22 protein-coding genes are annotated in these 11,749 nt (G+C 66.1%); all 22 read left to right on the forward strand.

The features are described 5' to 3' along the window. Positions 1–109: 109 nt before the first annotated feature. On the forward strand, positions 110–1,303 hold the full coding sequence (gene tuf / locus ACFYS8_RS24925; RefSeq protein WP_030457430.1) for an elongation factor Tu: 1,194 nt from the start codon (positions 110–112) through the stop codon (positions 1,301–1,303). Between the two features lie 506 nt (positions 1,304–1,809). Next, positions 1,810–2,118: a 30S ribosomal protein S10 gene (rpsJ, locus tag ACFYS8_RS24930; protein WP_012785157.1), complete on the forward strand. Its 309-nt coding sequence runs from the start codon at positions 1,810–1,812 to the stop codon at positions 2,116–2,118. 14 nt (positions 2,119–2,132) lie between these two features. Beyond that, positions 2,133–2,780, forward strand: a complete 648-nt coding sequence (gene rplC / locus ACFYS8_RS24935) for a 50S ribosomal protein L3 (RefSeq protein ID WP_100587175.1) — start codon at positions 2,133–2,135, stop codon at positions 2,778–2,780. 5 nt (positions 2,781–2,785) lie between these two features. Beyond that, on the forward strand, positions 2,786–3,463 hold the full coding sequence (gene rplD / locus ACFYS8_RS24940) for a 50S ribosomal protein L4 (RefSeq protein WP_387644451.1): 678 nt from the start codon (positions 2,786–2,788) through the stop codon (positions 3,461–3,463). Continuing rightward, positions 3,463–3,780 (forward strand): 50S ribosomal protein L23, encoded by a 318-nt coding sequence (gene rplW, locus ACFYS8_RS24945; RefSeq protein WP_100587177.1) that lies wholly within the window; start codon positions 3,463–3,465, stop codon positions 3,778–3,780. The genes rplD and rplW overlap by 1 nt, the downstream gene beginning before the upstream one ends. Positions 3,781–3,824: 44 nt before the next feature. After that, a complete protein-coding gene (rplB, locus tag ACFYS8_RS24950; RefSeq protein ID WP_043914588.1) occupies positions 3,825–4,661 on the forward strand; it encodes a 50S ribosomal protein L2 in 837 nt (278 codons plus the stop codon). Positions 4,662–4,672: 11 nt separating this feature from the next. Beyond that, complete coding sequence (gene rpsS, locus ACFYS8_RS24955; RefSeq protein WP_043914586.1) at positions 4,673–4,954, forward strand: 30S ribosomal protein S19; 282 nt, start codon at positions 4,673–4,675, stop codon at positions 4,952–4,954. Between the two features lie 59 nt (positions 4,955–5,013). After that, positions 5,014–5,361, forward strand: coding sequence for a 50S ribosomal protein L22 (gene rplV, locus ACFYS8_RS24960; protein ID WP_014136282.1), 348 nt, complete (start codon positions 5,014–5,016; stop codon positions 5,359–5,361). Then, positions 5,361–6,194, forward strand: a complete 834-nt coding sequence (rpsC, locus tag ACFYS8_RS24965; protein ID WP_387644456.1) for a 30S ribosomal protein S3 — start codon at positions 5,361–5,363, stop codon at positions 6,192–6,194. The genes rplV and rpsC overlap by 1 nt, the downstream gene beginning before the upstream one ends. 5 nt (positions 6,195–6,199) lie before the next feature. Next, the gene (gene rplP, locus ACFYS8_RS24970) at positions 6,200–6,619 is read left to right on the forward strand and encodes a 50S ribosomal protein L16 (RefSeq protein WP_030457415.1); all 420 of its coding nucleotides are present in this window, start codon (positions 6,200–6,202) and stop codon (positions 6,617–6,619) included. Continuing rightward, positions 6,619–6,843, forward strand: coding sequence for a 50S ribosomal protein L29 (gene rpmC, locus ACFYS8_RS24975; RefSeq protein WP_030457414.1), 225 nt, complete (start codon positions 6,619–6,621; stop codon positions 6,841–6,843). Before rplP ends, rpmC begins: the two co-directional genes overlap by 1 nt. Beyond that, complete coding sequence (gene rpsQ / locus ACFYS8_RS24980) at positions 6,843–7,115, forward strand: 30S ribosomal protein S17 (RefSeq protein ID WP_014136278.1); 273 nt, start codon at positions 6,843–6,845, stop codon at positions 7,113–7,115. Before rpmC ends, rpsQ begins: the two co-directional genes overlap by 1 nt. A gap of 102 nt (positions 7,116–7,217) precedes the next feature. Beyond that, positions 7,218–7,589 carry a 50S ribosomal protein L14 gene (gene rplN / locus ACFYS8_RS24985; RefSeq protein ID WP_030300391.1) on the forward strand — a complete coding sequence of 124 codons (372 nt, stop codon included), beginning with the start codon at positions 7,218–7,220 and terminating at the stop codon, positions 7,587–7,589. Between the two features lie 15 nt (positions 7,590–7,604). Continuing rightward, positions 7,605–7,916, forward strand: coding sequence for a 50S ribosomal protein L24 (gene rplX / locus ACFYS8_RS24990; protein ID WP_035872243.1), 312 nt, complete (start codon positions 7,605–7,607; stop codon positions 7,914–7,916). After that, positions 7,916–8,485 carry a 50S ribosomal protein L5 gene (gene rplE, locus ACFYS8_RS24995; RefSeq protein ID WP_387644459.1) on the forward strand — a complete coding sequence of 190 codons (570 nt, stop codon included), beginning with the start codon at positions 7,916–7,918 and terminating at the stop codon, positions 8,483–8,485. Before rplX ends, rplE begins: the two co-directional genes overlap by 1 nt. Positions 8,486–8,488: 3 nt before the next feature. Beyond that, on the forward strand, positions 8,489–8,674 hold the full coding sequence (locus tag ACFYS8_RS25000) for a type Z 30S ribosomal protein S14 (RefSeq protein ID WP_008747480.1): 186 nt from the start codon (positions 8,489–8,491) through the stop codon (positions 8,672–8,674). 269 nt (positions 8,675–8,943) lie between these two features. Beyond that, complete coding sequence (rpsH, locus tag ACFYS8_RS25005) at positions 8,944–9,351, forward strand: 30S ribosomal protein S8 (protein WP_043914570.1); 408 nt, start codon at positions 8,944–8,946, stop codon at positions 9,349–9,351. A 22-nt stretch (positions 9,352–9,373) separates the two neighbouring features. Continuing rightward, complete coding sequence (gene rplF / locus ACFYS8_RS25010) at positions 9,374–9,913, forward strand: 50S ribosomal protein L6 (protein WP_387644464.1); 540 nt, start codon at positions 9,374–9,376, stop codon at positions 9,911–9,913. 3 nt (positions 9,914–9,916) lie between these two features. After that, complete coding sequence (gene rplR, locus ACFYS8_RS25015; RefSeq protein WP_387644467.1) at positions 9,917–10,300, forward strand: 50S ribosomal protein L18; 384 nt, start codon at positions 9,917–9,919, stop codon at positions 10,298–10,300. 48 nt (positions 10,301–10,348) lie between these two features. Next, a complete protein-coding gene (gene rpsE / locus ACFYS8_RS25020; protein ID WP_043914567.1) occupies positions 10,349–10,969 on the forward strand; it encodes a 30S ribosomal protein S5 in 621 nt (206 codons plus the stop codon). Further along, positions 10,969–11,151: a 50S ribosomal protein L30 gene (gene rpmD / locus ACFYS8_RS25025; protein WP_014136270.1), complete on the forward strand. Its 183-nt coding sequence runs from the start codon at positions 10,969–10,971 to the stop codon at positions 11,149–11,151. The genes rpsE and rpmD overlap by 1 nt, the downstream gene beginning before the upstream one ends. Before the next feature lies 1 nt (position 11,152). Next, a complete protein-coding gene (gene rplO, locus ACFYS8_RS25030) occupies positions 11,153–11,608 on the forward strand; it encodes a 50S ribosomal protein L15 (protein WP_387644470.1) in 456 nt (151 codons plus the stop codon). Positions 11,609–11,749: the final 141 nt, after the last annotated feature.

An 11,749-nucleotide genomic window follows, 5' to 3' on the forward strand; every position in this document is an offset into this window, starting at 1 on the left:
GCACCCCCACCCGCGGGACGGCATGGGGCGCGACCAGCGCCCCGTTCCAAACCCGATCCAGACCAACTGACGTCGTACGGCGTACAGAACTGTCCTCAGGAGGACTGCAGTGGCGAAGGCGAAGTTCGAGCGGACGAAGCCCCACGTCAACATCGGCACCATCGGTCACATCGACCACGGTAAGACCACGCTGACCGCGGCCATCACCAAGGTGCTGCACGACGCGTACCCGGACATCAACCCCTTCACGCCGTTCGACCAGATCGACAAGGCGCCGGAGGAGCGTCAGCGCGGTATCACCATCTCGATCGCGCACGTCGAGTACCAGACCGAGGCGCGTCACTACGCCCACGTCGACTGCCCGGGTCACGCGGACTACATCAAGAACATGATCACCGGTGCGGCCCAGATGGACGGTGCGATCCTCGTCGTCGCCGCCACCGACGGCCCGATGCCGCAGACCAAGGAGCACGTCCTCCTGGCCCGCCAGGTCGGCGTCCCCTACATCGTTGTCGCCCTGAACAAGGCCGACATGGTGGACGACGAGGAGATCCTGGAGCTCGTCGAGCTCGAGGTCCGTGAGCTCCTCTCCGAGTACGAGTTCCCGGGCGACGACCTGCCGGTCGTCCGCGTCTCCGCGCTGAAGGCGCTGGAGGGCGACAAGGAGTGGGGCGAGAAGCTCCTCGGCCTGATGCACGCGGTCGACGAGGCCATCCCGACCCCGGCTCGCCTCACCGACCAGCCGTTCCTGATGCCGATCGAGGACGTCTTCACGATCACCGGTCGTGGCACCGTCGTCACCGGTCGTATCGAGCGTGGCATCCTCAAGGTCAACGAGACCGTCGACATCATCGGCATCAAGACCACCAAGACCACCACCACGGTCACCGGTATCGAGATGTTCCGCAAGCTGCTCGACGAGGGCCAGGCCGGTGAGAACGTCGGTCTGCTGCTCCGTGGCATCAAGCGCGAGGATGTCGAGCGCGGCCAGGTCATCATCAAGCCGGGTTCGGTTACCCCGCACACCGACTTCGAGGCCCAGGCCTACATCCTGTCGAAGGACGAGGGTGGCCGTCACACCCCGTTCTTCAACAACTACCGCCCGCAGTTCTACTTCCGTACCACGGACGTGACCGGCGTCGTGACCCTCCCCGAGGGCACCGAGATGGTCATGCCGGGCGACAACACCGCCATGACCGTCGCGCTGATCCAGCCCGTCGCCATGGAGGAGGGCCTGAAGTTCGCCATCCGTGAGGGTGGCCGCACCGTCGGCGCCGGCCAGGTCACCAAGATCGTCAAGTAATTGCCGATCTGACCTCTGGTCAACTGCAGGGCCCGGTCCGCTCCCGCGAGGGAGGGGGCCGGGCCCTCGGCATGTCCGGGCGGCCCCGCCGGACGCACCCGGTGTGACGTGCACTGCTACGGGCGATACCGATTGGCGTATCGGCCGCAATCTGTGGCAGGATGACTGAGTTGCTCGGTTGAGTACCGATGCTGCGCGCCTCCCGTCGGGAGGACTGGAAGCGAGTCCCATGTACTCGTCGTTCCCGTGAATGGCCGTTCATGTGCCCACGTGCTGTGTGTGGGTGCAGTGGTGTGTAAGCGACACCGCGGCAGCTGCGGGGCGAAAGTACGGGAATCTTCCGGGAAGCGTACGCGGGGTATCAGCCCGGCTCACCTCTCTCCAGCAGTTTGAAGCCGACGAATCTGTTCGCCGGTTTTTTGCAGGCGCGAGTGCGACACGCCCGAGCGCGGGGGTCGGAGGTGGGTCGCGAGGCAACGTACGACACAAAGGACTACGGAGTAGCCATGGCGGGACAGAAGATCCGCATCCGGCTCAAGGCCTACGACCACGAGGTCATCGACTCCTCGGCGAAGAAGATCGTCGAGACGGTGATCCGCACTGGTGCGCAGGTCGCGGGCCCGGTGCCGCTGCCCACTGAGAAGAACGTTTACTGCGTCATCCGCTCGCCGCACAAGTACAAGGACTCGCGCGAGCACTTCGAGATGCGCACTCACAAGCGTCTGATCGACATCCTCGACCCCACGCCGAAGACGGTTGACTCGCTGATGCGTCTCGACCTGCCGGCGGGCGTCGACATCGAGATCAAGCTCTGAGAGGCGCACCGAAGATGGCTAAGCAGATGAAGGGCATCCTGGGCGAGAAGCTCGGCATGACCCAGGTCTGGGACGAGAACAACCGGGTTGTCCCGGTGACCGTCGTCAAGGCTGGGCCCAATGTCGTGACCCAGGTCCACACCGCCGACAGCCCGGCCGGCTACGACGCCGTCCAGATCGGCTTCGGCGAGATCGACCCCCGCAAGGTGAACAAGCCCCTCCAGGGCCACTTCGCCAAGGCCGGTGTCACCCCCCGCCGCCACCTGGTTGAGCTGCGTACCTCGGACGCGTCCGAGTACACCCTGGGCCAGGAGATCACCGCTGAGCTGTTCGAGGCGGGTGTCAAGGTCGACGTGACCGGCACCTCCAAGGGCAAGGGCTTCGCCGGTGTCATGAAGCGTCACAACTTCAAGGGCCTCGGCGCCGGTCACGGCACCCAGCGCAAGCACCGTTCGCCCGGCTCCATTGGTGGCTGCGCCACCCCGGGTCGTGTGTTCAAGGGCATGCGCATGGCGGGTCGGATGGGTCACGAGCGCGTGACCACCCAGAACCTGACCGTGCACGCGGTCGACGCGGAGAAGGGTCTGCTGCTCATCAAGGGCGCGATCCCGGGTCCGAACGGCGGCCTCGTCCTCGTCCGCACCGCGGCGAAGGGGCTGTGAAGGATATGAGCACCATTGACATTCTGTCGCCGGCCGGCGACAAGGCCGGCAGCGTCGAGCTGCCCGCCGAGATCTTCGACGCCAAGGTCAGCGTTCCGCTGATGCACCAGGTCGTCGTCGCGCAGCTCGCTGCGGCCCGTCAGGGCACTCACAAGGTCAAGCGTCGTGGCGAGGTCCGTGGTGGCGGCAAGAAGCCGTACCGCCAGAAGGGCACCGGTCGCGCCCGCCAGGGTTCGACCCGCGCGCCGCAGTTCGCCGGTGGTGGCGTCGTGCACGGTCCCGTGCCGCGTGACTACTCGCAGCGGACCCCGAAGAAGATGATCGCCGCCGCCCTGCGCAGCGCGCTCACCGACCGGGCCCGTCACGAGCGCATCCACGTCGTGACCGGCGTGACCGCGACCGAGGCGCCGTCGACCAAGGCCGCCAAGGCCCTGTTCGGCAAGATCTCCGAGCGCAAGAACCTCCTCCTGGTGGTCGAGCGCGAGGACGAGCTGGGCATCCTGTCCGCTCGCAACCTGGCGAACGTGCACATCCTGGACGCCGGCCAGCTGAACACCTACGACGTGCTCGTCTCCGACGATGTGGTCTTCACCCAGGCCGCCTTCGAGCGTTTCGTGGCCGGTCCGGCCGCGTCCGCCAAGGCCGTTGCTGCTGAGGGCGAGCTCGAAGGGACTGCCGCCTGATGAGCGAGATCACCTCCAAGACGTTCACGGACCCCCGTGACGTCCTGATCAAGCCGGTCATCTCGGAGAAGAGCTACTCGCTCCTCGACGAGAACAAGTACACGTTCGTCGTGGCGCCGGGTGCCAACAAGACCCAGATCAAGCAGGCCGTCGAGTCGGTCTTCTCGGTCAAGGTCGAGGCCGTGAACACGCTGAACCGCCAGGGCAAGCGCAAGCGCTCCAAGACGGGCTTCGGCAAGCGCAAGGACACCAAGCGCGCGATCGTGACGCTGGCCGAGGGCAACCGCATCGACATCTTCGGTGGTCCGGTCTCCTGACGCCACGTCAGGGACTGCGATCGTCGTAAAGGACGAGGACAGAAATGGGTATCCGCAAGTACAAGCCGACTACGCCGGGCCGTCGTGGCTCCAGCGTGGCCGACTTCGTCGAAATCACGCGGTCCACGCCGGAGAAGTCGCTGGTTCGCCCGCTGCACAGCAAGGGCGGCCGTAACAACGCCGGTCGTGTCACTGCTCGCCACCAGGGTGGCGGTCACAAGCGCGCCTACCGTCTGATCGACTTCCGTCGTCACGACAAGGACGGCGTGCCGGCCAAGGTCGCTCACATCGAGTACGACCCCAACCGCACCGCGCGCATCGCGCTCCTGCACTACGCGGACGGCGAGAAGCGCTACATCATCGCCCCCCGTGGCGTTGCGCAGGGTGACCGGATCGAGAACGGCGCTGGCGCCGACATCAAGCCGGGCAACAACCTGCCGCTCCGCAACATCCCGGTCGGTACCACCATTCACGCGGTGGAGCTCCGTCCCGGCGGTGGCGCCAAGCTGGCCCGTTCCGCGGGTTCCGGCATTCAGCTGCTCGCCCGTGAGGGTCGCATGGCGCACCTGCGCATGCCCTCCGGTGAGATCCGCCTGGTGGACGCGCGCTGCCGCGCGACCGTCGGCGAGGTCGGCAACGCCGAGCAGTCGAACATCAACTGGGGCAAGGCCGGCCGTATGCGCTGGAAGGGCGTCCGCCCGACCGTGCGTGGTGTGGCCATGAACCCGATCGACCACCCGCACGGTGGTGGTGAGGGTAAGACCTCCGGTGGTCGCCACCCGGTCTCGCCGTGGGGCAAGCCCGAGGGCCGCACCCGTCGCCCGAACAAGGCGTCGGACAAGCTCATCGTGCGCCGCCGCAAGACCAACAAGAAGCGCTAGGAGCAGGTCAGATGCCGCGCAGTCTCAAGAAGGGCCCCTTCATCGACGGCCACCTTCAGAAGAAGGTGGACGTGCAGAACGAGGCGGGCACGCAGAACGTCATCAAGACCTGGTCCCGTCGTTCCGTGATCTCCCCGGCCATGCTCGGCCACACGATCGCGGTTCACGATGGCCGCAAGCACGTCCCGGTGTTCGTCACCGAGTCGATGGTCGGCCACAAGCTCGGCGAGTTCGCTCCCACGCGCACCTTCAAGGGGCACGTGAAGGAAGACCGCAAGTCGAAGCGTCGCTAATCGCTTCCGAGCTGTAGCGCCAGAACGACAAAGTGACTTACTCCATTAAGGGGACAACCATGGAAGCCAGGGCCCAGGCGCGGTACATCCGCGTCACGCCCATGAAGGCCCGCCGCGTGGTGGACCTCATCCGTGGCCTGCCGGCCACGGAGGCCCAGGCGGTCCTGCGTTTCGCTCCGCAGGCTGCCACCGTGCCGGTCGGCAAGGTGCTCAACAGCGCCATTGCCAACGCCGCGCACAACTACAACCACTCCAACGTGGACGACCTCTACATCTCCGAGGCGTACGTTGACGAGGGTCCGACCCTGAAGCGGTTCCGTCCGCGTGCCCAGGGCCGTGCCTACCGGATCCGCAAGCGGACCAGCCACATCACCGTGGTCGTCAGCAGCAAGGAAGGGACCCGGTAATGGGCCAGAAGGTTAACCCGCACGGGTTCCGCCTCGGCATCAGCACGGACTTCAAGTCCCGCTGGTACGCCGACAAGCTGTACAAGGACTACGTCAAGGAAGACGTCGCGATCCGTCGTCTCATGACGAAGGGCATGGAGCGCGCCGGCATCTCGAAGGTTGAGATCGAGCGCACCCGTGACCGCGTCCGCGTGGACATCCACACCGCCCGTCCGGGCATCGTGATCGGCCGCCGCGGCGCGGAGGCCGACAAGATCCGGGGCAACCTGGAGAAGCTGACCGGCAAGCAGGTCCAGCTGAACATCCTCGAGGTCAAGAACCCCGAGCTGGACGCCCAGCTCGTGGCTCAGGGCGTCGCGGAGCAGCTGTCCTCCCGCGTCTCCTTCCGTCGCGCCATGCGTAAGAGCATGCAGTCGACCATGAAGGCCGGCGCCAAGGGCATCAAGGTCCAGTGCTCCGGTCGTCTCGGCGGCGCCGAGATGAGCCGTTCGGAGTTCTACCGCGAAGGCCGTGTGCCGCTGCACACCCTGCGCGCGAACGTCGACTACGGCTTCTTCGAGGCCAAGACCACCTTCGGCCGCATCGGCGTGAAGGTCTGGATCTACAAGGGCGACGTCAAGAACATCGCCGAGGTCCGCGCTGAGAACGCCGCTGCCCGCTCCGGCAACCGTCCGGCCCGTCCCGAGGGCGGTCGTCCCGCTCGCGGTGGCGAGCGCCGCGGTGGCGAGCGCGGTGGCCGTGGCCGTCGTCCCGCCGCTGCTGCTGCCGAGGCTCAGGCCCCGGCTGCCGCCGCCGAGGCTCCGGCTGCTGAGAACACCGGAACGGAGGCCTGACCCCCATGCTGATCCCCCGTCGGGTCAAGCACCGCAAGCAGCACCACCCGAAGCGCCGCGGCGCTGCCAAGGGTGGCACCGAGCTGGCGTTCGGCCAGTTCGGCATCCAGGCCGTGACCCCGGCCTACGTGACGAACCGTCAGATCGAGTCCGCTCGTATCGCGATCACCCGTCACATCCGTCGTGGCGGCAAGGTCTGGATCAACATCTACCCGGACCGCCCGCTCACCAAGAAGCCGGCCGAAACCCGCATGGGTTCCGGTAAGGGTTCGCCGGAGTGGTGGATCGCGAACGTGCACCCGGGTCGGGTCATGTTCGAACTGTCGTACCCGAACGAGAAGATTGCCCGCGAGGCGCTCACGCGTGCCGCGCACAAGCTTCCGATGAAGTGCCGGATCGTTCGGCGCGAGGACGGTGAGAGCTGATGTCGGCCGCTACCAAGGCTGCTGAGCTTCGCGAACTGGACAACGAGGCCCTCGTTGCCAAGCTCCGTGAGGCCAAGGAGGAGCTGTTCAACCTCCGCTTCCAGGCGGCGACCGGGCAGCTCGACAACCACGGACGGCTCCGGCTGGTCCGTAAGGACATCGCGCGGATCTACACCCTGATGCGCGAGCGCGAGCTGGGCATCGAGACGGTGGAGAACGCCTGATGACTGAGAACACCAACGAGACGCGCGGTTTCCGCAAGACCCGCGAGGGTCTCGTCGTCAGCGACAAGATGGACAAGACCGTCGTCGTCGCCGTCGAGGACCGCGTCAAGCACGCGCTGTACGGCAAGGTCATCCGCCGTACCAACAAGCTGAAGGCGCACGACGAGCAGAACGCGTGCGGTGTCGGCGACCGTGTCCTCCTGATGGAGACCCGGCCGCTGTCCGCGACGAAGCGCTGGCGCGTCGTCGAGATCCTCGAGAAGGCCAAGTAACAAGGTTGTTCGCGGTACGGCCGTATGTGCACCAGGTCCCCAGGGACGCGGGTGTGAGCAGCGGCCGGCCCGTCAACACTTGTTGACGATCAGGAGAAAGCTGTGATCCAGCAGGAGTCGCGACTGCGCGTCGCCGACAACACGGGTGCGAAGGAAATCCTCTGCATCCGCGTTCTCGGTGGCTCCGGTCGCCGCTACGCCGGTATCGGCGACGTCATCGTCGCCACCGTCAAGGACGCGATCCCCGGCGGTTCGGTGAAGAAGGGCGACGTCGTGAAGTGCGTCGTCGTTCGCACCGTCAAGGAGCGCCGCCGTCCGGACGGCTCGTACATCCGTTTCGACGAGAACGCCGCTGTCGTTCTCAAGAACACCGATGGCGACCCCCGCGGTACCCGCATCTTCGGCCCGGTGGGCCGCGAGCTGCGCGACAAGAAGTTCATGAAGATCATCTCGCTGGCGCCGGAGGTGCTCTGACCCATGGCGAACAGCATGAAGATCAAGAAGGGTGACCTGGTCCAGGTCATCACCGGCAAGGACAAGGGCAAGCAGGGCAAGGTCATTCAGGCCATGCCGGCTGACAACAAGGTCCTGGTCGAGGGTGTCAACCGGGTCAAGAAGCACACCAAGCCGGGCCCCGGCACGCAGGGTGGCATCGTGACCGTCGAGGCCCCGGTGCACGTCTCCAACGTCCAGCTGGTCGTGGAGAAGGACGGCAAGAAGGTCGTTACCCGCGTCGGCTACCGCTTTGACGACCAGGGCAACAAGATCCGCGTTGCCAAGCGGACCGGTGAGGACATCTGATGTCTGAGACGACTGTTGAGAAGGTGACCCCCCGCCTCAAGGAGAAGTACCTCTCCGAGGTCAAGGGTCAGCTGAACGAGCAGTTCTCGTACGAGAACGTCATGCTGATTCCCGGCCTGGTCAAGGTCGTGGTCAACATGGGTGTCGGCGAGGCCGCCCGTGACAGCAAGCTGATCGAGGGTGCCATCAAGGACCTGACCGCGATCACCGGTCAGAAGCCGGCTGTCACCAAGGCCCGCAAGTCCATCGCGCAGTTCAAGCTGCGCGAGGGCCAGCCCATCGGCTGCCACGTCACCCTCCGTGGTGACCGCATGTGGGAGTTCACGGACCGTCTGGTGTCGCTGGCTCTGCCGCGTATCCGTGACTTCCGCGGCCTCTCGCCGAAGCAGTTCGACGGCCGTGGCAACTACACCTTCGGTCTGACCGAGCAGGTTATGTTCCACGAGATCGACCAGGACAAGGTCGACCGTCAGCGCGGTATGGACATCACCGTCGTGACCACCGCTCAGACCGACGATGAGGGCCGGGCGCTGCTGCGCGCTCTGGGCTTCCCGTTCAAGGAGGCGTGAGCCATGGCGAAGAAGGCCCTGATCGCTAAGTCCGAGCGCAAGCCGAAGTTCGGCGTCCGGGCGTACACCCGGTGCCAGCGCTGCGGCCGTCCGCACTCGGTGTACCGCAAGTTCGGCCTGTGCCGTGTGTGCCTTCGTGAGATGGCGCACCGCGGCGAGCTGCCGGGCGTGACCAAGAGCTCCTGGTAATCCCTTACCAGCTGCTCTGACCAGCGAAGCAGTGTGCCCGACCCCCCGGCTTTTGGAGTCCCGCGAGGGATCCCGTAAGGTTGCGGGGTCGGGCCCCTGCCGCGGCGTCTTTTTCCGGACGTTCCGTGGCTCTCTGAGTGAGGGCTCGCGCAACCCAGTCTTACTACGACGTAGGTCCCCTGCGCTTGTGCCCCTTTCGCACTCTTTCACGAGTGCGCGGAGGGGGACCTGGTGCGGAGAAACCACGGCGAGAGAGGCCTGAGGCCACCATGACCATGACCGACCCGATCGCAGACATGCTCACTCGTCTGCGTAACGCGAACTCGGCGTACCACGACTCTGTCGTGATGCCGTCGAGCAAGATCAAGGCGCACGTCGCCGAGATCCTGCAGCAGGAGGGTTACATCTCCTCCTACAAGGTTGAGGACCCCACCGAGAACGAGGTCGGCAAGAAGCTGACCATCGAGCTCAAGTTCGGTCCGAACCGTGAGCGCTCCATCGCCGGCATCAAGCGCATCAGCAAGCCGGGTCTGCGTGTTTACGCAAAGTCCACCAACCTGCCGAAGGTTCTCGGCGGCCTGGGCGTGGCGATCATCTCCACGTCCTCCGGCCTCCTGACCGACAAGCAGGCCGCCAAGAAGGGCGTAGGCGGAGAAGTTCTCGCCTACGTCTGGTAATTCGGGAAACGGAGGTACAGCAATGTCGCGCATTGGACGGCTGCCCATCCAGGTTCCCGCTGGTGTGGACGTCACCATCGACGGCCAGACGGTCTCGGTGAAGGGTCCCAAGGGCTCGCTCACCCACGTCGTCGCCGCGCCGATCGAGATCGGCAAGGGCGAGGACGGCACTCTGGTCGTCACCCGCCCGAACGACGAGCGTCAGTCGAAGGCCCTGCACGGCCTGTCGCGCACGCTGGTGGCGAACATGATCACCGGCGTGACCGCGGGCTACCGCAAGTCGCTGGAGATCAGCGGTGTCGGTTACCGAGTCACGGCGAAGGGCTCCAACATGGAGTTCGCGCTGGGCTACAGCCACCCGATTCTGGTCGAGGCGCCGGAAGGCATCAGCTTCGTCGTCGAGACGCCCACCAAGTTCCACGTGGACGGCACCGACAAGCAGAAGGTCGGCGAGATCGCCGCGAAGATCCGCAAGCTGCGCAAGCCCGACCCGTACAAGGCCAAGGGCGTCAAGTACGCGGGCGAGGTCATCCGCCGCAAGGTCGGAAAGAGTGGTAAGTAAGCGATGAGCGTCTCTGTCAAGATCGGCAAGGGCAACGCCTACAAGAACGCCGCCCGCAAGCGCCGCGCCATTCGCGTTCGTAAGCGCGTCGTCGGCACCGAGGCGCGTCCGCGCCTCGTCGTGACGCGTTCGAACCGCCACATGGTCGCCCAGGTCATCGACGACGCCAAGGGTCACACCCTGGCGTCGGCGTCCACCCTCGACGTGTCCATCAAGGGCGCCGAGGGCGACAAGACCGAGCTGGCCAAGAAGGTCGGAAGCCTGGTCGCCGAGCGCGCCAAGGCTGCCGGCGTCGAGTCGGTCGTCTTCGACCGCGCGGGCAACCGGTACGCCGGCCGCATCGCCGCTCTGGCGGACGCGGCTCGCGAGGCCGGGCTCGACTTCTAAGCCGCTCGTCGACTCTGTCGGCGGACGTAAACGAGAGAGGTAATTCCAATGGCTGGACCCCAGCGCCGCGAAGGCGGCGCCGGTCGCGGCACGGGTGGCGAGCGGCGCGACCGTAAGCGTGACGAGCGGGGCGGCGCCCCGGTCGCCGAGAAGACTGCTTACGTCGAGCGCGTCGTCGCGATCAACCGTGTCGCCAAGGTTGTCAAGGGTGGTCGTCGTTTCAGCTTCACCGCGCTGGTCGTGGTGGGCGACGGTGACGGCACCGTCGGTGTCGGCTACGGCAAGGCGAAGGAGGTTCCGGCCGCCATCGCCAAGGGTGTTGAGGAGGCCAAGAAGAACTTCTTCAAGGTCCCCCGTATCCAGGGCACCATCCCGCACCCGATCCAGGGCGAGAAGGCCGCCGGCGTCGTGCTGCTGAAGCCGGCGTCCCCCGGTACCGGTGTTATCGCCGGTGGCCCGGTGCGTGCCGTCCTGGAGTGCGCCGGCGTTCACGACATCCTGTCGAAGTCGCTCGGCTCGGACAACGCGATCAACATCGTGCACGCCACCGTGGCTGCTCTGAAGGGCCTCGTGCGCCCCGAGGAGATCGCCGCCCGTCGTGGCCTGCCCCTGGAGGACGTGGCCCCGGCCGCGCTGCTCCGGGCCCGTGCGGCTGGGGTGAGCGCCTGATGGCTCGCCTGAAGGTCACCCAGACCAAGTCGTACATCGGTAGCAAGCAGAACCACCGTGACACCCTCCGTTCGCTCGGCCTGAAGCGGCTGAACGACACCGTGGTGAAGGAGGACCGCCCGGAGATCCGCGGCATGGTCCACACCGTTCGCCACCTGGTCACGGTCGAGGAGGTGGACTGAAATGGCGGACAACTCCCCCATCAAGATCCACAACCTGCGTCCGGCGCCCGGCGCCAAGACCGACAAGATCCGCGTCGGTCGTGGTGAGGGCTCCAAGGGTAAGACCGCAGGTCGTGGTACCAAGGGCACCAAGGCCCGCTACCAGGTTCCGCAGCGCTTCGAGGGTGGCCAGATGCCCCTCCACATGCGCCTGCCGAAGCTGAAGGGCTTCAAGAACCCGGCCCACAAGCAGTTCCAGGTCGTGAACCTGGACCGCCTGGCCGAGCTCTACCCGAACGGTGGCGAGGTCACCGTCGCCGACCTGGTCGCGAAGGGCGCCGTTCGCAAGAACGAGCTCGTCAAGGTTCTCGGCCAGGGCGACATCGCGGTTGCGCTGCAGGTGACGGTTGACGCCGTCTCCGGCTCCGCCACCGAGAAGATCACCGCCGCGGGCGGCTCGGTCACCGAGCTGCTGTGACGTCGCTGATCTGACGCACGGACAGAAACCGGGCCCCGCACTCCTCTTGAGAAAGAGGGGGCGGGGCCCGGCTTCGTTCCGGCTTGAACAGCTGTGCTGTATTTGTGTGTCAAACCCGGGCAAGCCGTACCCCATGCGTGG

It is taken from the genome of Kitasatospora sp. NPDC004615 (genome assembly GCF_042873545.1).
GTDB lineage: Bacteria > Actinomycetota > Actinomycetes > Streptomycetales > Streptomycetaceae > Kitasatospora.